Raw genomic sequence first — 24,129 nt, 5'->3', positions numbered from 1 at the left:
GATGCGACCAGGCCGTACCGTTCGGGGTCCGACTGCCGTCGTGGCAGTCCCCTCGAACGGTGCGCCGACAATGCTTGACGTAGGCGTACCGTCCCTCCGACGACCGAAGGACGATTTATGCCTGCCCCACACGTAAGGACGCGGCTCGCCGTCGCCACCGCGCTGTTCATCGCCACGCCCCTCTGGACCGCGACCACAGCGTTCGCCCAGCCCGAAGCGGCATCGATTGCCCCCAGCGGGAAAAATGCCCCGCTCATTGCTTCACCGGAGGATGCCCACGCCCTGCGCAACATGCTCATGGCGGCTTATGCGCTACCCGCACCGGACGCTCGCGCAGTGGCGAAGCAGTTCGTGGCGGAAAAGCTGGGGCTCGATAGCGACGCGTATGTGGTTGCGCATTTCGCCGACGCGCAGAGCCGCAAACGCGGCGAACCGGACCACACGACCTCGCTGACCGAGGCATTGATGGAGGCTTTCCCCGAGCACTCCCGTCACACCTTCTTCGCCGAAGCGGCCGATGCGGTGGGAGGCGTGACCGCTGGCGGGAAGGCCAGTCCGGGCATCATCTCCGGCGTGGAGGGCATCTTTGCCAGCGATAGCCCACGCGACTTCTTCCGCAAGACGGGCGCTTTTCTGTGGAGCCGCACCGGTCCTGGCTACATCTACAACACGTTCATCGCCCGGGACAACGTGGTCGACACCGTGAGCGAGGACCACCGGGATCTCGACGAGGCCTTTGGTGTGTTTCGCCAGGGCGGATACACGTCGGCGTACCTGGCCCGGCTTACGTTGTCCCAGATCGTCAACGCCTTCGCCGCTCCCACGACATTCGCCGAGCTTCCCTACGTGACGAGGCTCGACGACGACGTGCGGAAGTACTGGGCCGAGCGCGGCAACGAATGGCACGTGCTCGCACGCTATCACTTCGTACGCGAGGCCCGGCGGGCACGTGCCGATTGCGTCGGTACGCAATGCGTACTGAGCCACGACCAGTACAGGCAGATCATGTCCGCGGCAGCAGCGCGGATTCCGCTGGATGGCCCGGTGACGATGGCGCAACTTCGCGAGGTATCGCCGGCGGGTCCTGGCGTACGACGGCTCGACATCAACGGCTATCCGGCAAGCGACATCGTTCGTTTCGTACTCGACGACAAGAGCGAGGTCATTTACATCCCCGGTGGATACCCCTCGTTCGTCGTGGCGCACAGCGAGGAAGACCTCTGGCGATGGGTGTTCGATCAATCCCGGGACCCGATGAAGCTCAGCCGGCTACTTTCCCATTTCTCCCTGGAAAACGCGCAGGACACATTGTTCTGGACGGGTGTCAGGCACGGCCTCGAAAAAATCGGGAGCGGCCAGTGGCAGCCGAACGGAGATGCCATCGACCACCGGAACGCCGTGGTCGATGGCGACGTATTCCAGGACATGCGGGTGCAGACCGAGAAGCGCATGCGCGACGACGCCAGCACACAGAGCCGCACGGCGTGGGAAGGCTGGCGCGACGTGATCAATCGCGCGGCGGTGCTGCTCGGGCCGCTTGGTTATGTGCCCGCCCTTGCCATTCCGGTCCAGCTCGGCACCGCAGTAACCCAAGGGGGCACCGGATTGGAGCTCGCGATCGACGGCCGCACGGAGGAGCAAAGGAAACTCGGGCTGGAGCAGGCCGCCATGGTGGCGTTGACCGCACCGATCGCGGCCCCCTCGTTCGCCGGTTTCCGAGAGGGACATACCGGCGAATATCTGGACGATACTGCCGCCGCGGCCAAGCCCAAGCCCAACTTCGTCCCCCCACGCGAGGTGAACGGGCATCTGGGCTACCTGCTCGGTCCACACCGGCCGCCAAGGCTTCCGGAAGAGCGCCTCTACGTGCAGCGGGACGGGACGGTGGACCGCTGGATCACCGGCGGCACCGGTGTGCAGGTCACCCTGAGTGCGGAAATGCAGGAGGGGCCCGACGGCATCTTCCGACGGGGCATGGATACCTATGTCCGCTGGAAGTACACGACAACGGAACGTCCGTCGGTCGCGAAGGTATCCGTAAGCGAGGACGGCCCGCGCCTCACCGTAGTGTCGCCCGAAGGTCCGCCGTATGAGAAAGCCGGCCCTTTGATCACCAGGCTACCGGATGGCACCTGGGATATTGCCGACGTCCCCGAGAACGACGTGAAGGGATCGGTTCTCGGCCGCTTCAAATTCCTTCGCCACGGCCCCAGGGGGCATGGCGATACCGGCAAGGTGGGCAACAGGTTCTTGACCGACGACCCGCAGACGTTGAACCGGGCCGCGGAGATCATGGAGCAACTGGGCATGCCCGAAGCGGAACTGTCGCGGCTGCAAGCGACGGAAGCCATGGACTCCCCCGTTGCCGCGCTCGCGATCGTGCATGCCTTCGTCGAGAACCTGCCGCGGCGCCTTCGCAACCCCCATGCCAGGTCCTGGACGGGATGGGAGGCGAGAATCATCGCTCCCGTTCTGGCGAAAACCGTGAAGCGCCCGATCGCGCTGTACGAAGGTCCATTCCTGCGATACACGGCGTGGCACGACGGTCGCCTGGTGGATGCCGCGGAAGGACAGGCGGGCCGCCCCCCGGATAACGCCCTGCGTTTGACACTGCGGGAGGGTAAGTACCACGTGGTGGATGACACTGGCTTCGCCAAAGACTTCAACGGCTTCATAAGAGCGGTAGCGTGGGCGGCACAGACCCGATCCTCTCCCGCCGAGGCTGCGGAGCCGGCCCTGCGTGAGGCCATGGCAAGTGAGTTGGAGAGCCGTTCGCGCCTGCCCGAACTGAAGCGTACCGAAAGGGAATGGATACCGGCAGATATGCCGGACAGATCAGGTCTTCTTGAACTCTCGCATCTGCGCTTGCGGCTCTCCGACCCGCATGAAACCCCCGACGCTCGCGACTATCGACAGATTTCGTGGGCCGGCACCGACAGGCCGAACGCCAATGCCGTCGCGAATGCCTTGAAGCACCTGATCCAGACGCGAAGCGGGCTTCTACCCGACGAGTTGGACTTCCTCGTGGTGAACGATCCCGCCATGGAGGCGGCGGCGAAAATGCGTGGATGGGGCGACGACTGGTCTGCCGGCGGGCGCCATTACGTGCGATTGAGAGACCTCTACGGTCATTCGCAAGTCGTGCGAACCAGCCATACCGATATCCACGGACATCGCGAAATCCGCTGGCCGGGCAATGGCCCCGAATGGCATGCGGGCACGCCACGCACGCCCGGCGAACCCTGGGAACTCGACCTCGGTCAGGTGCGCCATGTCGGCTCCCGATGGATCGCCGCGGACTCGCCCGCAGGTCGGGCTCACAACCTGTGGCTGGAGTCATTCCCTGTCACGCCGCTTCCTCCGCTTCGGCCGTTCGTGGGTCCTCATCCATCGTCGCAGGCGGACAACGGCACCGGAGCGCCATGACAGCCCACGGCAAAGGCTCTAAGCTGACGAAAATGCCGCGCCATAGAACCGCATGACCGCTACCGACCGTTCCGCTGCCCGCCTTGCCTGGGCCCGCCAAGTCACCGGCCTACCCTCCCTCGAGCTGGCACCCGCATCCGCGGATGCCAGCTTCCGTAGCTACTGGCGGGGGTATGTCGACGGCCAGCCCGTCATCGTCATGGACTCGCCACCGGAACGCGAAGACCCGGCGCCGTGGATCGATATCGGCCAACGCCTGGCCGACGCCGGGTTGCACGTGCCCAAGGTGATGGTCGCAGACGTCCCCCTGGGCTTCCTGCTGATCGAAGACCTTGGCACGCGCACCTACCTTCCGGAGTTGACCGACGAAACGGCCGATGCGCTTTACGGCGATGCCCTGGACGCCCTTCTGCGCATGCAGTCACGGGTGGACACGGCCGGCCTGCCCGCCTTCGACCACGCATGGCAGACCATGGAGTTGGAGATCATGCCGACCTGGCTGCTGCAAAAGCACCTCGGCGTGATAGTGGCTTGCGAAGAGTGGGACATCATTGAAAACGCATTCACGGCGATCATGCATACGATCGCGGAGCAGCCGCGCGCGTTCATGCATCGCGACTATCACAGCCGCAATCTGCTGATCACCGCGGAACGCTCCCCCGGCATCATCGATTTTCAGGGCGCTATGTCGGGGCCCATCACCTACGATCTCGCATCGTTGCTGCGCGACGCGTACATCACGTGGGACGAAGAACGGGTGCGGGGCTGGGTGGAAGCGTATCGGCTGCGGCTGCTCGACGCGCGGCTGCTGGAAGAAACCGTGGATGCCGACCGGTTCCTCCGCTGGTTCGATCTGACGGGACTGCAACGGCATATCAAGATTCTCGGCCTCTTCTGTCGCCTCTGTTACCGCGACGGCAAACCCGGGTACCTCGACGATCTTCCGCGCGTATTGCGCTATGTGCTGGACACCGCGCGCAGGCACGCCGACGTGGCGCCCCTTGCGGACTACCTCGAGGCGAAGATAGGCAACCGGGATATCCGAGTGGCCGTCCAGGCATGAGGCACGCGCTCATCCTGGCCGCCGGCCTCGGCGAGCGCATGCGCCCGCTCACCACGCACACACCCAAGCCGCTGCTCGAGGTGAACGGTAAACCGCTCATCGTCCACCACATCGAAAAACTGGCAGCGGCGGACATTCGCTACATCGTGATCAATACCTCGCACCTTGCGGAACAGTTTCCGCAGACGCTCGGCGACGGTTCGCAATGGGGCGTGCGCCTGCGTTATTCCTATGAAGGGCCGACACCGCTGGAGACCGGTGGCGGGATGCTCGCCGCGCTGCCCTTGCTGGGCCCGGACCCGTTCGTGGTCGTGAGCGCTGACATCTGGAGCGACATCGACTACGCGGCACTCCCGCGCGAGCCCGAAGGCCTGGCGCACCTGGTCATGGTTGCAAACCCCGAATTCCACCCTTCGGGCGATTTCGCCCTTGCCGATGGAAAGCTCTACGACGCGGATGCCCCGGCGGCAGCCGAGCGCCTCACCTTCGGGAATGTAGGCGTGTATCGCCGCGACATCGTGGCGCACGAGGCGCCGGGGCGCTTCAAGCTGCTACCGATGTATCGGCAGGCCATCGCGGATGGCAAATTGACTGGCGAACGCTACGACGGCTTCTGGCGCAACGTGGGCACGCCGACGCAACTCGACGAACTGCGCGCGGTGCTGTCCCGGCGCGCCTGAGCGTTTACTGCACCGTGTCGACGCCCATCTCGCGCAATCGCTCGTGTCCGAGCGCGAAGGCTTCGTTGAACGCACTCGTGATGTCCTGGAAGTCGTTGGTGCCGGTGTTCGCTTCGATCTCCTCGCCGATGTGGTCGAGGATGCGGTAACTCGCGCGGTAGACCTGTTCGCCGGCAACGCCGTGATGCTTGACCGCTTTCGCGACGACCCTGTACTTGCTGTGATTTTCCACTACGCCTTCCCTCCCCTGTCGTCCCGATACTGCCGGGCCGGGGTGACCGTTGCAAGTGACTCCCGTGACAGGCCGGATACTCAGCCCCGGCGGAGGTTTCGCGGCACGGTGACGGCACTGCCCACATCGTTGGCGGGGGAGGCGGACGGCATATCGGGCGCGCCGCCACCGGCATGCTCCTGCTCCGCCGAATGCAGGGTCGCCGGGGCGGCAGGCACGTCCGGCTCGTTGGCCACTTCGGGAGAGAGTGCGGCGCGCGCCGCCTCCTTGGTCATCACCACGATACTGATGCGCCTGTTGATCGCCGCGGCTGGATCGGTCTTGTCGAGTGGCACCGATGCCGCCAATCCCACGATGCGAGCGACCTTGGAAGGCTGCATGCCGCCTTCGACGAGCGTGCGCCGGGCGGCGTTCGCACGGTCGGCAGAGAGTTCCCAGTTGCCGTAGGCACTGTCGGCACGAACATACGGTGCGCTGTCGGTATGCCCCGATATGCTGATCGAATTGGGCACCTGGTTCACGAAGCCCGCCAGTTCATGGAGGATCTGCACGGTGTACGGCTTCATCACACCGCTGCCGGTGTCGAACATGGGACGGTTCTGCTTGTCGACGATCTGGATGCGCAGGCCTTCCGAGGTGATGTCGAGCAGCAGCTGGTCCTTGTAAGGTGCCATGGCCTGACTCTTGGAGATGGCCTCCTTGAGATCCTTCATGAGTTGCTCGAGGCGACGTTTTTCCTGTTCGCGCGCGAGCTTCTCGACGTCGGACGAACTCGGCTTGGCGAACGCCTGCTGGTCGCCCGGCCCCTTGGGCAGGTCGAGCGCGCCGCCGAGCTTGATCATGCTGGTGCTGGCCCCGCCGGGACCCATCTTGCCCGACGGCGCCATGGTGGATTGCCCGGGCGTCATGCTCGGATTCTTGAAATACTCCGAGATGGCCGCGCGCTGCTGCTTGGTGCCTGCGCCCACCAGCCACATGACGAGGAAGAAGGCCATCATGGCCGTCACGAAGTCGGCATAGGCCACCTTCCAGACGCCGCCATGGTGGGCATGGGCCGCCTTTCGCCGTTTCCTGACGATGATGACCTGCTTCAGATCGCTCATGGCGGACTACCGGGCAGCCTTCAGGTGGGCTTCGAGATCCTGGAACGACGGACGCGAGGACGCTTGCAGCGACTTGCGAGCGAACTCCACGGCCACCATGGGGTTATAGCCGCGAAGGTTGGCAAGCAGGGCCACCTTCACGCACTCGAAGGCCTTGCCGTCGGTGCCGACGCGAGCTTCCATCGCCGCCGCCAGCGGACCGACGAAGCCGTAGGAAAGGAGGATGCCGAGGAACGTGCCCACCAGCGCCCCCGCGATGTGCTCGCCGATCACCGCGGCGTCGCCGTCGATCGACTTCATGGTGATGACGATGCCGAGCACCGCCGCAACGATGCCGAAGCCAGGGAGCGCATCGGCCATTTTCTGGACGGCCAGTGCGGGAACCATGGCCTCGTGGTGGTGCGTTTCCAGTTCCACGTCGAGCAGTTGCTCGAGTTCGTGAGGATCCATGGCCCCGCCCACGATGAGGCGCAGGCAATCCGTCGTGAAGTCGATGAGGTGGTGCTCGGCGACAAGCCGCGGATAGGCCGAGAACAGCGTGCTGTTCGCCGGGTCCTCGATGTGCGCCTCCATACCGAGCTGACCTTCCTTGCGCATCTTCACGAAGATGTCGTAAAGCAGCGACAGCAGATCCACGTAGTCCTGCTTGCGGTACTTGGGGCCCTTGAACAAGGCCACCACGTCGCGACCGGCCCCCTTCACGACCTCCATGGAATTGCTGCTGACGAAGGCGCCCAGCGCCGCACCAAAGATGATGAGCAGCTCGTAAGGTTGCCAGAGCGCACCGAGTTCGCCGTGGGAAAGGATGTAGCCGCCCAGTACGGATACCAGGACGACGATCGAACCGATGATGACCAACATGCCGTACTTCCTCCAGTCCTTTCCCTTATCGGCTTGGCAGGAGGAAAATTGAGGAACTTCGTCACGCTTTCTGAACGTTTACGACTCTTGTTCGTGTAGTCCCTGGTAGCGCGGGAAAACCAGCCGGAAGCGCGTTCCGATGCCGGCCTCGCTCTCGATCTCGATGGCACCACCCGCCTGGGCAACCATGCCGTACACCTGCGCCAGGCCCAACCCGGAACCGCCCTCCTTCGTGGTGAAGTAGGGTTCGAACAGCCGCTGGCGCACTTCCTCGGACATGCCGCCCCCGGAGTCCGTCACGCTGACGACCACCTGGCGGTAGCCGCCGGCTTCGTGGGAGAACCCGGGATGAGCGCCGTCCCCGGTCCTTTCGGCCACCTCCACGACGATGCTGCCGCCGCCGTCCATGGCGTCGCGCGCATTGAGGCACACGTTCATCAGCGCCTGCTCCACGCCATGCCGATCCAGCCACACCGGGAGCGACACGGGCTGGCGCACCACTTCCAGCCCGATCCGTCCGCCGAGCGCATGCCGCGCGAAGTCGGAAAACGCGACGACGACGTCGCCAAGGTCGACCGCTTCCGGCTGGGCATACTGGTTGCGTGCGAAGGCCAGGAGCCGGCGGGTCAGCGCGGTGGCGTGGCGGGCCCCCTCGACCGCGTAATTGATCATCCGCCGATGCCGCGGCGACAGTTCCTCCGAATCCTCCTGCAGCCCTGAAAGACTGACGATCACGGTCTGAAGCATGTTGTTGAAATCGTGAGCGATGCCGCTCACGAGCTGGCCGATCGCCTGCTGTTTCTGGGCCTGGCGCGCACCGGCCTCCGCCAGTTCGCGAGCCCGGTTCGCCATGTCCAGTTGCTCGCGGACACCGGCGAGGCGGTTTTCCGCGTCGCACCGGGCGCCGTGTTCCGACTCAAGGCGCTCCATCAGCGTGCCGTAGCGCGTGCTGGCCGACGCCGAGCGTGCAACCGTCTCGTTCAGGCGATCCTGCAGGAGTTCGATGATGGCCTCCAGGGAGGCCTGCAGTTCGACGCGCTCGGTGACGTCGCGACTGATGACGATGAAATGGTCCAGGGTGTCATTTGCCACGACGGGGGCGACCATCACTTCCCACCAGCGCGTCGGACCATTGCCCGGGCGCCTGGGACCGACGAAATCGACGCGCTCTCCCAAGGCGGCGCGCTCCAGCACGCGCGTCACCATGGCCTGCGCCTCCGGCGGCCAGAGATCCCGCCATTGCGTTCCGACCAGGCGATCTACCCCTTCGGGCGCCAACGCGACGCAGCCCAGGCCCGCGACGAAGCGGATGGTGCCGTCGCGATCGAGTTCCTTCATGCAGTCGGAGGAAGCCTCGACGAACTGCCGGTACCTGCCGTCCCCGTCGCTCATGGCCGCTGCCATCCCTTTGTCACGCCCGATGTGACGCTATGACGCGCCCTGGCAAGGCGTGCTGTCAAGCCGTCTTCGTGCAGGCTGCGGTGGGCAGGGTCAGTCTTCGTCGTCGAAACCGTTTTCGTCTTCGGCAAAGACGGGCGCACCGTCTTCTTCCACCCCCAGAACCAGCCCCAGCGCTTTTTCCGCCGCCGCGGCCGCGCTGGCCTCGTCGCGGAAGCTGCGATTCTCGTAGACGGCGAAGTAGCTGGGGTAGCTTCCGTCGGCGGGGTGCGCCGACAGCAGCGCGGTATACCGCGAGCCCTCGCGGGTGGCGCTGCTGCGCAAGGTGAAGCCGGGGAATTCGCGCTCTGCCATGGACCGGATCTCGAAGGAAGGGGAAAGTCTAACCCAGCCGGGGGCTTGCCGAGGCTGTTGCAGAAAAGCCCTTACGAATGTTGAAAAATGTGAACGGGCCGGCACTTGCTCACCCCCGTTTTGTAGGGTATTTCCTACACGCAAGCGACCTCACATGACCTTCACGAAGGTCGCGAAACAGGGGAACAGGGGAACAGGGGCATTAGCATGAATCTCATCACCACCGCGTCGCCGTCACGGCGCCTCGCGTGGACCGTCGCCACGGTACTTGCGCTCGCCGGCATCGTCGGCCTGGCACTGGCGCCCCGTGTGGCCGCCGCCATACCGAAGACGGCGATCCAAATGGTCTATGCCTGGCTATGCGCTTCCCTCGTCGGCTCCGCCTACGTCGTGGTCACCTTGGCCAACGACGCCGAAGGCGCCAGCGAGGACAGCGAGGATTTCTGACGTCCAGGGATGGGATGTAGACGAAGAAAAACCCGCGGGGAAACCGGCGGGTTTTTTTGGTTCTTCGCCGAAGTCCGGGGACGCACACCGCATGCACCGGTTCATTCGCCAAGGCGAATGCATGTAGCCAGCGGCTGGCGCCGCCGTTGCTCGGACGGTAGGGCCAGAGCCTTCGGTGTCCACCCTCGCTGCTCAGACAGGTCCTCCGCGTTCGGCAAGGAGGGGCCGCTTGCGCGGCCCGTTTACCTATCTGGCCTTCGGCCGCTCTCTTGTGCGGAACTCGCCTCGAGGGTGGACACCGAAGACTCTCCCGATACGCGAGGTGGCGTGTCGGGAGAGTCGACACGGCCGAAGACGGCAGCCGCTGCGGGCGGGATTGCATCGCCTCACCACACCCCGCGAATCTCGGCCAGGTCTTTCGTGACTTCGGGAGAATTCCTTGGGCGACACCCTACCGCGCTTCGAGCATCGCTCGCGCAGGCCACCGCGGACGCCCGCCGCTCTCCCACCACGCGCCCGCACCGCCCGGGAGGGTCCTTGGTGTCCACCCTCGAGGCGAGTTCCGCACAAGTGAGTGGCCGCAGGCCGATAAGAAACATGGGCCGCGGCAGCGGCCTTCCTTTACGAACGCGGAGGACCTGTCTGAGCAGCGAGGGTGGACACCAAGGGCCCATGCGAAGCGTTCTGATGCATAGTGCTTTGGCGACTCGGTGCTCGTGGACGCCGGGACGAGCTCGCGGAAACCGTAGCCGTCGAGCCGAAACATCTGTTGCCCCCGGTAATCCGTGAAGCACTATAAAAAAGGCCCGTCGAACGAACGACGGGCCTTCGGATCGGAACGTGGCCGGCGGCAGCTTAAGGCCTGCGGGCCAGCTCCGGGTCTTCCTTCGACTTCGGCATGAGGTCCTGCTTCGAGACGCCCAGCCACAGAAGGATCGGGCTGGCGACGAAAATCGAGGACAGCGTGCCGACCAGGATGCCGATGAGCATCGTGATCGAGAAGCCGTGCACCACGGGGCCGCCGATGAAGTACAGCGCGGCCATGGTGATACCCGTGAACAGCGAGGTGATGATCGTTCGCGACAGCGTGCTGTTGATCGAGCGGTTCAGCACTTCTTCCGGCGTGGCGTTGCGGCTGGAACGGAACAGTTCGCGCACGCGGTCGAACACCACCACCTTGTCGTTGATCGAGTAACCGACCACCGCCAGCACCGAGGCCAGCACCGTCAGGTCGAATTCGCGCTGGGTGATGGCGAAGATACCCAGCGTAACCAGCACGTCGTGGATTTCCGTGGCCAGGGCCGCGATGGCGAAGCGCTTCTCGAAGCGGATCCACAGGTAACCCATGATGCCGACGATGACGAAGATGACCGCGACGATACCGTCGCTGCGCAGCTCCTCGCCCACCTGCGGACCGACGAAGGACTTGCTCTTCATCGTCACTTCGGGACGCGACGCTTTCAGCGCCGCCATGATGTCGTTCGACACCTTGGTGGCGGCCTCGTCGTTCGTCATGTTGCCGGCCGCGGCCACGTCGCCCTTCGGCTGCAGGCGAATGGTGAACTCGCGCGTGCCGCCGACCGACTGCACCAGCGGGTTCTCCAGGTGCGCCTTCTCGAGGGCCGAGCGAACCTCGCTCGGGTCGATAGGCGTTTTGTATTCCACCTGCACGGCCACGCCGCCGAGGAAGTCCTGCCCGTAGTTGAAGCCGCGGGTCATGATCAGCGCGATGGAGCCGACCATGAGCAGCACGGCGAGGCCGATGCTGAACTTGCGCAGGCCGAGGAAGTTGAAGTTCGAATTGTGGTTGAAGATTTCCATGGCGTCCCTCCCGTCAGACCGACAGGGTCTTGAGCTTGCGGCCGCCGTGGATCAGCGCCGTGATGGCATGGGTGACCGTCACCGACGTGAACATCGACGTGAGGATACCGATGAACAGCGTGACGCCGAAGCCCTTGATCGGACCGGAGCCCATGGTCATGAGACCGAGCGCGGCGAGCAGGTGGGTGACGTTGGCGTCGAGAATGGTGGCCCACGCCTTGTCGTAACCGGTGCGGATGGCGGCCAGCGGCGAGGAGCCGTTGCGCAGTTCCTCGCGCACGCGTTCGCAGATCAGCACATTGGCGTCGATCGCCATGCCGAGGGTCAGCACGATACCCGCGATACCCGGCATGGTAAGGGTCACGCCGATCATCGACATGACGGCGACGAGCAGCACCAGGTTGAAGAAGAGCGCGATGTCCGCCACGAGGCCGAAGAGCTTGTAGTAGATGGCCGCGGCCACCAGCACGAGCCCGAGGCCGAGCATCACCGCCTTGAAACCCTTGTCGATGTTGTCCGCGCCGAGGCTGGGACCGATCACGCTTTCGCCCACGATATCCACCGGCGCGGCCAGCGAACCGCCGCGCAGCAGCAGCGCCAGTTCCGACGCTTCCGCATCGCTGGGCAGGCCGTTTGTGGAGAACTGCTTGCCGAAGGGCGAACTGATGTTGGCGTAGTTGATCACTTCTTCCGTGATCTTCGGCGTTTTCACTTCCTTGCCGTCGACCGTCTTGGTTTCGACGGTGCGCGTGATGTAGAGCACCGCCATCGGCTTGCCGACGTTGTCGTTGGTGAATTCCTGCATCTTGCGGGCGCCGGCGCTGTTGAGCGTGACGCTGACGTTCGGCGTGCCGTTCTGCTGGTCGCGGCCGGAAATGGCGCTGGTGAGCTCGTCGCCCTTCGCGATGACCTTCTTGCTGAGCAGGTACGGGCGGCCGTCGCGACCGTAGTAGAGCTTGGCGTCGGGCGGCACGCTGCCCGAGCGGGCGGCGTCCACCGCTTGCTGCGGCGTGTACAGACCCGCGCGGTACTCGAGGGTGGCCGTGGCGCCGATGATCTTCTTGGCTTCGGCAGTGTCCTGCACGCCCGCCAGCTCGACGATGATCTGGTTCGGGCCCTGCTGCTGGATCAACGGCTCGGACACGCCCAGGGCGTTCACGCGCTGGCGCAGCGTGGTGACGTTCTGGCTGATCGTGCTCTGGGCCAGTTCGCGCAGCTTGTCGGGCTTCACCGTGGCATTCAGCACGAAGCGATTGCCCGTGCTGGGACCGTCACTGACGACGAGATCGGGGTAGTCCGTGCCGATGAGCGTCGCCGCCTGCTGGCGGTCGGCGTCGGAGCGGAGCACCACGCTGACGCCCTTGCCGCGCGCGTTGCGATTGACGGCGTCGTACGACACGTTCTTGTCGCGCAACAGCGCGCGGATGTCGTCGGCGTAACGGGTTTCCTGCGCGTCGATGACGGCGTTCTGGTCCACTTCCATCAGGAAGTGCACGCCGCCCTGCAGGTCGAGGCCGAGCGGCATCGAGTTCGCATGGATGGCTCGCAGCCAGGACGGCACGGTGGTCGCCAGGTTCAGCGCCACCGTGTACGCATCGCCGAGGTCGGCGCGCAGCACGTCGGAGGCCTTGGCCTGTGCATCGACATTGCCGAAGCGGGCTAGCAGCCGCGTGCCCTTTTCGTCGAGTTCGATCGACGAAGCGGGAACCTTGGCCGAGGCCAGCAGGCCCTCGACCCGGGTCTTGAGGGCCGTGTCGACGGCGGCACCGCGGTTACCCGAGATCTGCACCGCCGGCTGCGGCGGGAAGACGTTCGGCAACGCATACACGATGCCGAACAGCAACACGATCACGACCAGCGCGTACTTCCAGCGTGGAAAATCACTCATGCCTTACATTCCATGGGAGCGGCCGTGCGCCGGCCGCGGCTGACGCATTGTCGGGTGGAAGCCTTACGACTTCTTGAGGGTGCCCTTGGGCAGCACCTGGGTGATCGAGCCCTTCTGCACCTGCACGACCGTGCCCGGGGCGATCTCGACGCGGACGAACGACTCGCCGACGTCCTCGATGCGGCCGGCCATGCCGCCGCTCATGACCACTTCGTCGCCCTTGGCGAGGGCGGCCAGCAGGGCGCGGTGCTCCTTCTGCCGCTTCATCTGCGGGCGGATCATCATGAAATAGAAGATGCCGAACAGCACCGCCATCATGATCAGCGGCGAAAAGCCGAAAGCGCCCTGCGGGGCGGCACCAGCGGCGGGGGCGGCGGCCTGTGCAACGGCGGCGAATGTCGTAAGGCTCATCGGAGTTCTCGCAAGTCATGGAACGGCCAAGGAAAAGCGACCGCTCACGGAAAAAGATCGTGGATTATGCCACGCGCCCCGGCACTCATCCATGTGGGAAGCTCCCTGTGGGAGCCGGCTATACCGGCGATCCCGCGGCAGCGGGCAAACTTGCCGCAAGCACCCATCGCCGCTGAAGCGGCTCCCACACGGGGTCTCCGGCCCTCAACCGTCGACTTCCGCCTTGCGACGCGCCGCATAGAAAGCGGCCACGAAATCCTCCAGCCCGCCCGCCTCGATCGCCCCGCGCAGGCCGGCCATCAGGCGCTGATAGTGGCGCAGGTTGTGCATCGTGGCCAACTGGCTGCCCAGGATTTCGTTGCAGCGGTCGAGGTGGCGGAGATAGGCACGGGAGAACCCGTTGGCACAGGCGTAGCAGTCGCAGCCCTCCTCGATCACCCGGGTGTCCATGGCGAATTTCGCGTTGCGGATGCGCAGGGTGCCCTTGGCGGTGAACAGGAAGCCGTTCCTGGCGTTCCGGGTGGGCATGACGCAGTCGAACATGTCGACGCCGCGGCGCACGGCCTCCACGATGTCTTCGGGCCGGCCCACGCCCATGAGGTAGCGCGGCCGGTCCTTCGGCAGCATCGGCAGGGTGAAGTCCAGCGTGTGGTTCCGCTCGGCCTCGGGCTCGCCGACGGCCAGGCCGCCCACCGCATAGCCGTCGAATCCGATGTCGACCAGCCGCTCGGCGGAGCGGCGGCGCAGGTGTTCGAAGGTGCTGCCCTGGACGATGCCGAAGAGCGCGTTCGGGTTGCGCAGGTCGTCGAACGCCCTGCGGGAGCGCTCGGCCCAGCGCAGGCTCAATTCCATGGAGTCGGACGCCACTTTCTCGGTAGCCGGATAGGGCGTGCATTCGTCGAAGATCATCGCGATGTCCGAATCCAGCACTTTCTGGATCCGCATCGATTCCTCGGGCGAGAGGAACACCTTCGAGCCGTCCACCGGAGAGGCGAACGTGACCCCTTCTTCGGTGATCTTCCGCTTGTGGGCCAGCGAGAACACCTGGAAACCGCCCGAGTCGGTGAGGATCGGCTTGTCCCAGCCGATGAACCGGTGCAGGCCGCCGAACTCGCCCACGATGTCGAGGCCGGGCCGCAGGAAGAGGTGGAAGGTGTTGCCGAGGATGATTTCCGCGCAGATGTCGAGCACGTCGCGCGGGGTCATGGCCTTTACCGAGCCATAGGTACCCACGGGCATGAAAGCGGGCGTTTCCACGGTACCGCGGCCAAAACGAAGGCGGCCGCGCCGCGCCGCGCCGTCGGTGGCGAGGAGGTCGAAGGGAAGCTGGGTCATGCCCATATTCTAGCGGGAGTCGGCCCTTCGGGCCTGTAAGTCGGCCGCTGCGCGGCCTGTGAACCGTAAGTTGCCAGTCGCGGGCGGCAGCTCACGGTTCACAGCCGCCGCAGGCGGCGACTTTCAGGCCCAACGGGCCGACTGACGGCACTAAAGTTTCGCAAGTTTCCGCCGATTCCCTAGCTCACAGGAGCGTGCCCATTCGCGGGCCCGCGGCGCCGTGGGAGGGCATCCCCCTTGATCATCCAGCCGACCAGTCTCGCTGCCCAGCTGTGGGCCGGCGCGGCCGCGGGCACCACGGCCGCGGCGGAGAGCTGGCGGGTCGGCACCCTGCTAACGGCCCGGGTCATGGGCCAGAACGACCTGGGCAAAGTGTTGCTGGAGATCGGCGGCCTGACGGTCGAAGCCGACGCGGCCGGCACCCAGCTGCCGCCGCAGTTCCAGGTGCGAGTGCTCACCCAGGGCGCGCAACCCCAGCTGGAAGTGCTGCCGGGCAATGTCGACGAGCGCGTGGCCATGCAGGGGCTGCGCGAACGCCTGCCCCAACAGAACGGCTACGCCCCGCTCCTCGGCGTGCTCGCGGCGCTCGGACGACGGCCCGTCGCCCGCCTGCTGCCCGCGCCGTTGCGTGCCGCCCTGGCGACGCTCGAGGCATCGATCAACAAGCCCGCCGAAGTCAGCTCGCCCGCGGGCATGAAGGAAGCGATCGCCCGCAGCGGCACTTTCCTCGAAGCGCACCTCGCGGAACCGAAAAAGGCCACCCCGGCCGCGGACGACTTCAAGGCGGCGCTGCTGGCCCTGCGCCGCACCCTCGCCGACCTGCCGGCAGCGCGTCCCGGCGCCGCGACCGTTCCCCGCCCCACGTTCGACACCCCGCCTCCCCTCGCCCAGCGCCCCCTGGTGGCCCAGGCACGCGCACCTGACGTGGTGGCGACGGAAGACGACGTCGACGGCCTTGTCGGCCAGTTGCGTGTCGACACCCGTGCAGCCTTGTCGAGGGTGGAGATCGCGCAACTCGAATCGCAACCGCAGGCTGGCCTGTGGATGGTGGAAATTCCTCTGGCGGGTACCGGCGGTTACGACGTGCTCCAGCTGCGCATCGAGGAAGGCAAACCCGGCCCGGGCGAACAGGACGGCCCGTGGACGGTCGGCTTTGCCATCGATCCGCCCGCCCTGGGCGCGGTGCAGGGCGAAATCCAATTGCGCGTGCCGCGCGTGTCCGTGCGCCTGTGGGCCCAGCACGCGGCGACCGTCACGCGCCTGGAAACGGAGTTCGTTTCCTTGCGCCGCCTGCTTGAGAAAAGCGGCCTGGTGCTCGATCAGTTCGTTTGCGTGCACGGACTGCCCGTGCCCACCACTGCGTATAGCGCCGTGCTCCTGGAAGCGCGCGCATGAATCCGTCGCTTCCCTCGCCTCGGCGGAGCGTCACGCTCCGCCTCGCTTCGCCTACCAGCAACGGCAACACGCAGCGAATCGACGCCGACGGCGTCAAGGCCATGCTCGAACGTGCGCAGGCCCTCGGGCTGGCGCCCCAGCTGGATCCGCAGATCGCAGCCCTGCTGGCGGCGGTACGCCTGCGCGACGATGTGCCGCCGGAGCTGTATGCGGCTCTGGCCGCCGTGGTCGGCACCCTGCTCGCCGCAGTCGACGACTGACTGACTCACGTCATTCCTGCGAAAGCAGGAATCCAGCGCCTCATCGCTCGATCGGAGATCGAGGCCCTGGGTCCCTGCTTTCGCAGGGACGACGGCTCGGGGGGCCCGCTATAAGCACGGCGGGGCGTCCGAGGAGCCTTATCTCTTGCGCGGACGTTTAGCGGGCGACGACGTCCGCTTCGTCGGCGCCGACTTGCGCGCCGCCACCGTCTTCCCCGGCGAAGCGGCGCGTGGCGCCTTCTTGGCCGTCGCGCGTTTCTTCGTGGCACGCCGATCGGGCGCCTTTTCGGCCGGAGGTGCGTCGGCCTTGGGCCTTGCGGTGCGCCTCGTGTTGAGTTCCGCCGCCGTGTTCAACGGGCGCCACGACCGGCCACCCATGGCCAGCAGCGTGTCCGCCGATGCGGGGCCGGCGCTTCCGGACGCGTAATTGGGGAAGTCGGCGGGCGTACGCTGCGACCAGTCGTCGAGGATGGGCTGCACGGCGCGCCAGCACGCCTCGACCATGTCCGCGCGCTGGAACAACGTGGCGTCGCCCGTCATGCAGTCGTACAGCAGGGTTTCGTAGCCCACATTCGGCTCGGCGCGGAACCAGTCCGCGTACTTGAAGTCCATGCGCACCGGAGCGAGTTCCACGCGCGGCCCCGGCCGTTTCACGTCGAACTGGAGCGAGATGCCTTCGTCCGGCTGGATCTGCAACACCAGCCAGTCGGGCCCGAACGCATCCATGCCGGTGCCGCGGAAAGGAGCGAACGGCGCCGACTTGAAGCGGATGGCGATCTCCGTGGTGCGCCGGCCCATGTGCTTGCCCGTGCGCAGGTAGAAAGGCACGCCCGACCAGCGCCACGTGTCGATGGAAAGCTTCATGGCGACGAAGGTCTCCGTCACCGAATCGGGGGCGACGTCCGGCTCGTCGCGGTACGAACTGGCGAGTTGCCCGTTCACCGCACCGGGGCCGTACTGGCCGCGCACCGCGTCCTCCGGCTGCACAGGGCGGATGGCGTCGATGGTTTCCGCCTTGCGCGTGCGTACCGCTTCGGCATCGAACGAACTCGGCGGCTCCATCGCCACCATGGCCAGCAACTGGAACAGGTGGTTGGGCACCATGTCGCGCAGTGCGCCGGTCTGCTCGTAGAACGAACCGCGACGTTCGACGCCGACCGTCTCGGCCACGGTGATCTGCACGTGGTCGATGCGATCGCGATTCCAGATCGGCTCGAACAGGCCGTTCGCGAAACGGAAGGCCATGATGTTCTGCACCGTTTCCTTCCCGAGGAAGTGATCGATGCGGAAGATCTGATCCTCGCGCAGCACTCTCAGGATGCGCTCGTTGAGCGCACGCGCCGAGGCGAGATCGTGGCCGAACGGCTTCTCGATGATCACCCTGCGCCAGAATTCGCCGTTCGGGCCGCCATCGTCCACCAGCCCGGCATCGCGCAGCTTCTCGATCACGTCGCCGAAGAAGCGTTCGGGGGTGGCGAGGTAGAACAGCACGTTGCCCTTCGTGCCCCGCTTGCGCTCAATCTCGCGCAGGCGCGCGGCAAGGCTATGGAAGGCCGCCAGATCGTCGAAGTCGCCGGCGTGGTAGCTCATCTGCGCGCTCAGCCACGCCCAGTCGTCCTCGTCGAGCTTGCCGCCGGAGTTGCCGACGAAGCGCTCGAGCGCGGTGCGCAGGTTCTTCTTCCACGCGTTGTCGGTCATCTTGCCGTGATTGAAACCGATGACCGAGAAGTTGTCGGAGAGCAGCCCTGTGCGCCGCATGTTGTACAGCGACGGCACAACGAGCCGGCTGGTGAGGTCGCCGGCGGCGCCGAAGATCACGACGGTGCAAGGATCGGCAGGATGAGCCCGCGAGGTCGCGCGCTTCGGTTGGGCTGGACTCATGCATGGGCTCCTTGTGCGAGTGCTTCGGGTGTGGCGTGGATATCGGCTGTGGCGCTGTAGCCCCTGGCGAGGCTGAACGCGGCATTGATCAGGGCGACGTGCGAGAAGGCTTGGGGGAAATTGCCGAGCAGACGCTTCGAGCGGGGATCGTACTCCTCCGAGAGCAATCCTAGGTCGTTCGTAAGCCCGACGAGACGCGAGAACAATTCGCGGGCTTCGTCGAGCCGCCCGAGCAGCACATAGTTCTCCACCAGCCAGAAGCTGCAAGGCAGGAACTGGCCTTCGCCCGGGGGCAGGCCGTCCACGCCCGTGCTCGTGTGATAGCGGAGCACGAAGCCCTCCACGAGCAGGTCTTCCTCCACGGCCCTCACCGTCGCCTCGATGCGGGGATCGTCGGGCGGCAGGAAGTCCGTGAGCGTCACCAGCAACAGGCTGGCGTCGATTTCTTTCGAGCCATAGGACTGGGTAAGGCAGCCCCGCTCCGGGTCCACGCCCTTGGCGAGGATATCCGCCTTGATCTCGTCCGCGATGTCGCGCCAGCGGCGGGTGAACTCCGCATCGGATCCCTCGCGTTCCTGCTCGGAGGCACGCTGGAAGGCCAGCCATGCCATCACCTTCGAATGAACGAAGTGGCGCGGCTCACCGCGGATCTCCCATATCCCGTTGTCCGGATGGCGCCAGATGCTGGCCAGATGCTCCAGGAAGACCGACTGCACGCTGTCCGCGGTGGGTTGCCACACCACGCCGTGACGAACCGCGTGGGCGAACGCACCCACCAGTTCACCGTAGATGTCGAGCTGGAACTGGGTGGACGCGGCGTTGCCGATCCGAACCGGCCGGGACCCTTCGTATCCCGCCAGCTCGGGCACCTCGAATTCTTCCAGGCGCCGCTCGCCGGCCAGTCCGTAGAGCACCTGCAACTGTTCCGGCGACCCGGCGACGGCACGGCGCACCCAGTCGCGCCAGGCGCTCGCTTCGTCGTGATATCCGGCGTTGACCAGCGCGGAAAGCACGAACGTGGCGTCGCGTGCCCAGCAGAAGCGATAGTCCCAGTTACGTTCGCCGCCCAGCTGCTCGGGCAGCGAGGTGGTGGGTGCCGCGACGATGCCGCCGGTAGGCAGGTAACTCAAGCCCTTCAACACCACCAACGAGCGGCGGACGATCTCCGACCACTCGCCTGCCCCGTTGCAGCGGTCGGACCACCCCTCCCAGAACGCAAGCGCATCGCGCAGGGCGGCATGGGGGTCGATCGCTTCGGGCGCCGGCAGGTGCGACGGCCCCCAGGCCAGCACGAACGGAATGGAATCGCCCGCGCTCACCTTGAAGCGGGCCACGCTGTGCATGCCCTCGCCTTCCACCGCCACGGGGCTGCGCACGACGAGCAGGTCCGGCCCCGCCACAGCCGTCAGGGTGGTGTCGTCGATGCGTGTGACCCACGGGATGGCCGTGCCGTAATCGAAGCGGATGGTGAGGACCGCTTCGAAATCCACGCGCCCTTCCAGGCCCTCGACGATGCGCGTCACCCCCGCGTGGTCGCCGTCGAAAGGCATGAAATCGACGACGCGCGCGCGGCCCGTCGCCGTGCGCCATTCGGTTTGCAGCACCAGGCTGCCATCGATATAGGCGCGCTCGCAGGTGGCATCCGGATCGGACGGTGCTATGCGCCAGCGTCCGTTATCGGGCGTGCCGACAAGCGCCGCAAAACAAGAGGCGGAATCGAAACGCGGCAGGCACAACCAGTCCACCGAACCGTCCTTCGCCACCAACGCCGCGCTCCGGCAATTGCCGAGCATCGCGTAATCCTCGATGCGGGAAGCCATGCTGTCCTCTTGATAGCCGCCGATTTCTCTTACCGTAGCGGGCCGATTGTTATCGCTGCGTATCCGGGAAAGATTGTACGGGCGCGCTGGCGCGTGCTCCGCTTCAATGGCCGGCCGGCTTCCGGGGCTGCGCCGCCTCGAACATGCTCCGCGCAAGTTCCTGCTCCCCGTACACGACCTCGCTGGCGCCGAGGCCGCCAAGATGCCCCACGCATTCCGGCGTATGCGCCCTCGCGACGATCGGCAGGTCGGGCCTTAGCGCCCGCGCGGCACGCACGATCTGCCCGCCTTCGAACGGATCGGACACGGCGACGATCAGTGCGCGGGCGCCTGAAAGGTTGGCTTCGGCGAGGACGGGCGCGGCCGCGGCGTTGCCGATCACCACTTCCACGCTGCCCGTCTCCCGCTGCTCGCGCAGGTCGCGCACGGCATCCTCGTCGGACTCGATCAGGAGTGTACGTGCGCCGCTCGCCTGTAGTTCCGCGAGCACGCGACGGCCGACGCGTCCATAGCCGACCAGCACGGTATGTCCTGCCATGTCCGGATGATCGTCCGGCGTATCGGCATCGTGCCGCGCAACCCAGCGATCGAGCGCCACGAACAGCAGCGGGTTGATCAGGATGGAAACGATGGCCGCGGCCAGCAGGATATCGCGCGCTTCGGTGCTGAGCAGACCGAGGGAGACGCCGAGCCCCGCAAGGATGAAGGAAAACTCGCCGATCTGCGCCAGGCTCGTGGCGATGGTCAACGCGGTCTTCGGCGGCCGTCCGAAGGCCCGCACGATGAGGAAGGCTGCCAGCGACTTGCCCACCACGATGATGAGGCATGCGGCCAGCACGATCCACGGCCGCAAAAGCAATATCTGCGGATTGAACAGCATGCCGATGGAGACGAAGAAGAGCACCGCGAACGCGTCGCGCAGCGGCAGGGTTTCTTCCGCCGCGCGCTGCGAGAGCTTCGACTCGCCCATCATCATGCCGGCGAAAAAGGCGCCGAGTTCGAACGACACGTCGAACAGATGGGCCGCACCGAACGCCACGCCCAGCGCGATGGCCAACACCGCCAGTCGGAACAGTTCGCGCGAGCCGCTGGCCGAGACCGTCTGCAGCACCCATGGGATCGCCCGCTTGCCCACGATGAGCATCAGCGCGACGAAGACCACCACCTTGCCGATCGTCCACGCCACAGTTTCGATCAGCGCGCCCACGCTTGGGGCAGGACCATCGTGCCCGGCACCGAGGAAACCGCCGATCGCCGGCAGGAGCACGAGCGCCAGCACCATCGCCAGGTCTTCCACGATCAGCCAGCCGACCGCGATGCGGCCGCGATCGCTGTCGAGGAGGCGTCGTTCCTCCATGGCGCGAAGGAGCACCACGGTGCTCGCCACGGAAAGCGCGAGACCGAAGACGAAACCCTGCGCCGGCGGCCATCCAAGGGCCCAGCCCAGCAACATGCCTAGGCCCGTCGCCACGCCCATCTGGCCGGCGGCACCCGGGATCGATATCGCCTTGACCGCCAGGAGATCCTTCAACGAGAAGTGCAGGCCCACACCGAACATCAGCAGGATGACGCCGAGGTCGGCCAGCTCTTGGGCTATGTGAGCATCGGCGACATAGCCGGGCGTGAACGGCCCGGCAACGACGCCGGCAACGAGATATCCCGCCAGTACGGGAAGGCGCAGCCGGAGTGCCAGCGCGCCGAAGAAGAAGGCGAGGACGAGGCCACCGACGACGGTGGCGATGAGTGGTGTGGCGTCGTGCACGGGTTCTCCTGTTCGGATGCCGCGGGCGGCATCCGGTTAGGCTATCACCCGGCGGCGGTCAGCACCGCGAGAAAGTCCTTGCCATAGCGTTTGAGTTTATTCTCACCAACGCCGCTGATGGAGGCCAGTTCGTCCTCGTTGGATGGCAGCGCGCGCAGCATCGCCAGCAAGGTGGCGTCGTGGAAGATGACGTAGGCAGGCACGCCGTGCTGCTTCGCGAGTTCTGCCCGAACACGGCGCAACTCGTTCCAGAGCGGCTGTTCGATCTCCTCGATACCAAGGGAGGTGCCGGCCGCCGCGGGGGTCGAGCGAGTGCCGCGACGCCCCCGGGCCGGGCGGGCGTCCTCGCGCAGCCACACCTTGCGTTCGCCCTTCAGCACCGGACCGCTCTGGCCGGAAAGGCGCAGCGTGCCGAAACCTTCGGGATCGGCCTCGATCAGGCCCGCTGCCAGTAACTGGCGGAACACCGAACGCCACTGCGTGGCGTCCATGTCGCCGCCGATGCCGAACACGGTGAGTTTGTCGTGGCCCAGGTCGCGCACCCGCTCGGACGCTTCCCCACGAAGAACGTCGATGAGGTGCCCGGCGCCGTAGCGCTGCCCGCTGCGATAGATGCACGACATGGCTTTCTGGGCGGCTATGGTGGCGTCCCATGTCTTCGGTGGCTGCAGGCAGTTGTCGCAGTTGCCGCAGGGCCCAGGATAGGTTTCGGCGAACGCCTCGAGCAGAAGTTGCCTGCGGCAGCGGGTCGCTTCCGCATAACCGAGCAACGAATCGAGCTTCAGCCGTTCGACGCGCTTGCGGTCGTCACCGGCCTCCGACTGGGAGATCATCTGGCTCATGGTGACCACATCGCCCAGGCCGTAGATCATCCATGCCTCGGCGGGCAGGCCGTCGCGGCCGGCGCGGCCGGTTTCCTGGTAATAACCCTCCATGCTGCGTGGAAGGTCGAGGTGCGCCACGAAGCGCACGTCGGGCTTGTCGATGCCCATGCCGAAGGCGACGGTGGCCACCATGACGATGCCGTCCTCGCGCAGGAAACGTTGCTGGTGCCGCATGCGTGTTTCCGCATCCAGCCCCGCGTGGTAAGGGAGGGCTTCCACACCGGCTTCCGACAACCATGCCGCCGTTTCGTCCACCTTGCGCCGGCTGAGGCAATAGACGATGCCGGCCTCGCCACGGTGGGCGTCGAGGAAGTCGAGCAGCTGCCTGCGTGCATTCTGCCGGGGAGCCACGCGGTAGCGGATGTTGGGTCGGTCGAAGCTCGACACGAAGCGACGTGCGTCGTGCAGGTTCAGTCGTTCGACGATTTCCTCACGTGTGCGCTCGTCCGCGGTGGCGGTGAGCGCGATGCGCGGCACCTCGGGAAAGCGTTCGTGCAGGATCGCGAGCTCGCGGTATTCCGGACGGAAGTCGTGCCCCCACTGCGAAACGCAGTGGGCTTCGTCGATGGCGAACAGGGCGATGGGGATGCGGTCGAGCAAGCCGAGGAAACGCCCCGTCAGCAGGCGCTCCGGCGCCACGTAGAGCATGTCCAGTTCGCCAGCGAGGAGGTGGCCTTCAACCTCGCGCTGGGTAGCGGCATCCAGACTGGAATTGAGGTAACGCGCCCGTACGCCGGCTTCGCCGAGGGCGTCTACCTGGTCTTGCATGAGGGCGATGAGCGGCGACACCACGATGCCCGTACCCGCTCGCATGAGGGCGGGTATCTGGAAGCACAGCGACTTGCCGCCGCCGGTGGGCATGAGCACGAGGGCGTCCTGGCCCGCAGCCACCGCCTCGACGATGTCTTGCTGCTGGCCGCGGAAACCTGGATAACCGAAAACAGAGTGAAGGAGGTCGAGTGCCTGGGACTGCATCCGCCCATGCTAGCAAACCAGCGTGGCGCTCCCCCGCCGGATGACGTTCGCACGAACGTTTACTCACACGGATTTGCGACGGGCTTCGTTTTCTTTCGACTCGCGATGACGGCTAATGAGGCCGGGACCGGAG

Annotated in this window: 19 protein-coding genes; 6 read left to right on the top strand and 13 right to left on the bottom strand. The window is 65.9% G+C overall.

The genetic code is table 11. The features are described from left to right. The first annotated feature begins 117 nt into the window (after positions 1-117). Genes FHS47_RS19250 through murU form a run of 3 tightly spaced genes read left to right on the top strand, consistent with a single transcriptional unit; the run spans position 118 to position 5,169 of the window. Positions 118-3,426, top strand: coding sequence for a DUF6543 domain-containing protein (locus FHS47_RS19250; RefSeq protein WP_167032118.1), 3,309 nt, complete (start codon positions 118-120; stop codon positions 3,424-3,426). Positions 3,427-3,478: 52 nt separating this feature from the next. Continuing rightward, positions 3,479-4,489: a phosphotransferase gene (locus tag FHS47_RS19245; RefSeq protein ID WP_167032115.1), complete on the top strand. Its 1,011-nt coding sequence runs from the start codon at positions 3,479-3,481 to the stop codon at positions 4,487-4,489. Further along, complete coding sequence (gene murU / locus FHS47_RS19240) at positions 4,486-5,169, top strand: N-acetylmuramate alpha-1-phosphate uridylyltransferase MurU (RefSeq protein ID WP_167032112.1); 684 nt, start codon at positions 4,486-4,488, stop codon at positions 5,167-5,169. Before FHS47_RS19245 ends, murU begins: the two co-directional genes overlap by 4 nt. A 4-nt stretch (positions 5,170-5,173) precedes the next feature. On the opposite strand, the gene FHS47_RS19235 is transcribed toward murU, so the two are convergent. From FHS47_RS19235 to FHS47_RS19215, 5 genes are all read right to left on the bottom strand, one after another. After that, the gene (locus tag FHS47_RS19235; RefSeq protein ID WP_167032109.1) at positions 5,174-5,401 is read right to left on the bottom strand and encodes a hypothetical protein; all 228 of its coding nucleotides are present in this window, start codon (positions 5,399-5,401) and stop codon (positions 5,174-5,176) included. Positions 5,402-5,481: 80 nt separating this feature from the next. Beyond that, complete coding sequence (gene motB, locus FHS47_RS19230; RefSeq protein WP_167032106.1) at positions 5,482-6,504, bottom strand: flagellar motor protein MotB; 1,023 nt, start codon at positions 6,502-6,504, stop codon at positions 5,482-5,484. A gap of 6 nt (positions 6,505-6,510) precedes the next feature. Then, a complete protein-coding gene (motA, locus tag FHS47_RS19225; protein ID WP_167032103.1) occupies positions 6,511-7,365 on the bottom strand; it encodes a flagellar motor stator protein MotA in 855 nt (284 codons plus the stop codon). Between the two features lie 78 nt (positions 7,366-7,443). Next, a complete protein-coding gene (locus FHS47_RS19220) occupies positions 7,444-8,757 on the bottom strand; it encodes a PAS domain-containing sensor histidine kinase (RefSeq protein WP_167032100.1) in 1,314 nt (437 codons plus the stop codon). Positions 8,758-8,856: 99 nt separating this feature from the next. Further along, the gene (locus FHS47_RS19215; RefSeq protein ID WP_167032097.1) at positions 8,857-9,117 is read right to left on the bottom strand and encodes a hypothetical protein; all 261 of its coding nucleotides are present in this window, start codon (positions 9,115-9,117) and stop codon (positions 8,857-8,859) included. A 207-nt stretch (positions 9,118-9,324) separates the two neighbouring features. Between FHS47_RS19215 and FHS47_RS19210 the strand changes: the two genes are divergently transcribed. Continuing rightward, a complete protein-coding gene (locus FHS47_RS19210; RefSeq protein WP_167032094.1) occupies positions 9,325-9,564 on the top strand; it encodes a hypothetical protein in 240 nt (79 codons plus the stop codon). An 855-nt stretch (positions 9,565-10,419) separates the two neighbouring features. Here the strand turns inward: FHS47_RS19210 and secF are convergent. From secF to tgt, 4 genes are all read right to left on the bottom strand, one after another. Continuing rightward, positions 10,420-11,385: a protein translocase subunit SecF gene (gene secF, locus FHS47_RS19205; protein WP_167032091.1), complete on the bottom strand. Its 966-nt coding sequence runs from the start codon at positions 11,383-11,385 to the stop codon at positions 10,420-10,422. Between the two features lie 13 nt (positions 11,386-11,398). Next, complete coding sequence (secD, locus tag FHS47_RS19200) at positions 11,399-13,273, bottom strand: protein translocase subunit SecD (RefSeq protein WP_167032088.1); 1,875 nt, start codon at positions 13,271-13,273, stop codon at positions 11,399-11,401. A gap of 63 nt (positions 13,274-13,336) precedes the next feature. After that, positions 13,337-13,684 carry a preprotein translocase subunit YajC gene (gene yajC / locus FHS47_RS19195; protein WP_167032085.1) on the bottom strand — a complete coding sequence of 116 codons (348 nt, stop codon included), beginning with the start codon at positions 13,682-13,684 and terminating at the stop codon, positions 13,337-13,339. Positions 13,685-13,888: 204 nt separating this feature from the next. After that, complete coding sequence (gene tgt / locus FHS47_RS19190; RefSeq protein ID WP_167032082.1) at positions 13,889-15,019, bottom strand: tRNA guanosine(34) transglycosylase Tgt; 1,131 nt, start codon at positions 15,017-15,019, stop codon at positions 13,889-13,891. A gap of 237 nt (positions 15,020-15,256) precedes the next feature. Here tgt and FHS47_RS19185 point away from each other — a divergent pair, with 237 nt between their 5' ends. Beyond that, a complete protein-coding gene (locus FHS47_RS19185; RefSeq protein WP_167032079.1) occupies positions 15,257-16,414 on the top strand; it encodes a flagellar hook-length control protein FliK in 1,158 nt (385 codons plus the stop codon). Beyond that, positions 16,411-16,674, top strand: a complete 264-nt coding sequence (locus tag FHS47_RS19180) for a flagellar biosynthesis protein (protein ID WP_167032076.1) — start codon at positions 16,411-16,413, stop codon at positions 16,672-16,674. The genes FHS47_RS19185 and FHS47_RS19180 overlap by 4 nt, the downstream gene beginning before the upstream one ends. A gap of 138 nt (positions 16,675-16,812) precedes the next feature. Here FHS47_RS19180 and zwf read toward each other — a convergent pair whose 3' ends face one another. The 4 genes from zwf to recQ form a co-directional block, all read right to left on the bottom strand. Continuing rightward, entirely contained in the window at positions 16,813-18,555 is a 1,743-nt protein-coding gene (zwf, locus tag FHS47_RS19175) for a glucose-6-phosphate dehydrogenase (RefSeq protein WP_167032073.1), read from the bottom strand. Continuing rightward, positions 18,552-20,375, bottom strand: coding sequence for a glycoside hydrolase family 15 protein (locus FHS47_RS19170; RefSeq protein ID WP_167032070.1), 1,824 nt, complete (start codon positions 20,373-20,375; stop codon positions 18,552-18,554). Before FHS47_RS19170 ends, zwf begins: the two co-directional genes overlap by 4 nt. A 103-nt stretch (positions 20,376-20,478) precedes the next feature. Next, positions 20,479-22,137: a YbaL family putative K(+) efflux transporter gene (gene ybaL, locus FHS47_RS19860; protein ID WP_167032067.1), complete on the bottom strand. Its 1,659-nt coding sequence runs from the start codon at positions 22,135-22,137 to the stop codon at positions 20,479-20,481. 44 nt (positions 22,138-22,181) lie between these two features. Next, complete coding sequence (gene recQ / locus FHS47_RS19160; RefSeq protein WP_167032064.1) at positions 22,182-23,996, bottom strand: DNA helicase RecQ; 1,815 nt, start codon at positions 23,994-23,996, stop codon at positions 22,182-22,184. Positions 23,997-24,129 lie beyond the last annotated feature (133 nt).

This window comes from Luteibacter sp. SG786 (genome assembly GCF_011759605.1).
Taxonomy (GTDB): Bacteria; Pseudomonadota; Gammaproteobacteria; order Xanthomonadales; family Rhodanobacteraceae; genus Luteibacter.
This window is presented reverse-complemented; position numbering and strand designations above follow the sequence as displayed.